The organism is Methanospirillum sp. (assembly GCF_035406105.1).
Lineage (GTDB): Archaea > Halobacteriota > Methanomicrobia > Methanomicrobiales > Methanospirillaceae > Methanospirillum.
The window spans coordinates 1,531-2,629 of sequence record NZ_DAONKG010000284.1 but is presented as its reverse complement, the minus strand read 5'-3'; the positions used below and the strand labels follow the sequence as shown (position 1 = coordinate 2,629).

The 1,099-nt window shown below is 39.2% G+C and carries 1 protein-coding gene; it reads left to right on the top strand.

Annotated features, from left to right (window positions below; all coding sequences use genetic code 11):
- Positions 1-41: 41 nt before the first annotated feature.
- On the top strand, positions 42-1,099 hold a 1,058-nt coding region (locus PLA23_RS12430; protein ID WP_324475386.1), incomplete at its 3' end, for an STT3 domain-containing protein.

The following is a 1,099-nucleotide window of genomic DNA, read 5'->3' as shown; positions in this document are numbered from 1 at the left end:
CAGGATCAGGAAATGCGGCAATGATCCTTTTCGTCTCCTAGATACCGGTACTTGCTGCAATACTGATTATTCCCCTTACATACTGGTTTGGAAAAGAGTTCAAAGGAGAATTGTGTGGAATTACGGCAGCACTTCTTATAGCAGTTATGCCGGGAAGTTACCTGATTCGGTCCATGTATGGATACGTTGACCACCATATCTTCGAATCTTTTTTCATGCTGGCATATTCCCTCTCCCTTATATTCTCCTTCAATCGCCTGTACTCTAGTGAAGGGGGCACTGAATTTAAAATTGCAATCCTTGGAGGGGGGATCACTGGGTTGATGCTTGGACTAGGTATGATCAATGCACCGACTATGGTTATTGCGGAAGGTATCACCACATGTTTTATAATCCTTGCTGGTTATCAACTCATAAAACTAACAAAACCTCTCCTTCCGTTCACTATCTTAATTGGTATCTCATCATGTATTGGAGCAATAATTACTCTGCTGCTCTTTACACCAGATAAAACAGGAGAGATTCCATTCATCTTCGATCCTATTTCTCTTGCTTCAGTTCTTATGATACCTCCATTATTCGGAGTCTTCCTTCTGGCTATTCAGATAATCATAGAAAAGACGCATCTCTCCCATCAAAAGACTTTTCCAGCTTTTTTCTTATCAATATTATCCTTAATATTTATGGGTTTCCTCCTCATCATTAGTTATGCTCCCAGGATGCTAAATGGAGTGTATGATTTTTTTTACTCCACCCCGACTAACTTCGCGATAGCTGAGTACCACCCACTCAATTTTGATGTTGCTTTTTTTAATTACCATATTATGCTTTTCCTGCTCATACCCGGACTATTACTCCTGCTCATTACCGGAATACGCAAGCAGAAAAGTGATACAGTCTATCTTCTTCTTTGGACCGGAATTGTCGGATTTTTAACTATTACCAACATAAGGTTTGAGATTCTTTTTGCTGTGCCTTTAACTCTGACATCTGCTTATTTCTTTGACTGGCTTTTCTATTTTACAAACCAAAGATATGATATTTGCAATGAAGAATCTTGCCAGAACTCAACCATTACGAAAATTAATTGGAAAGAGCG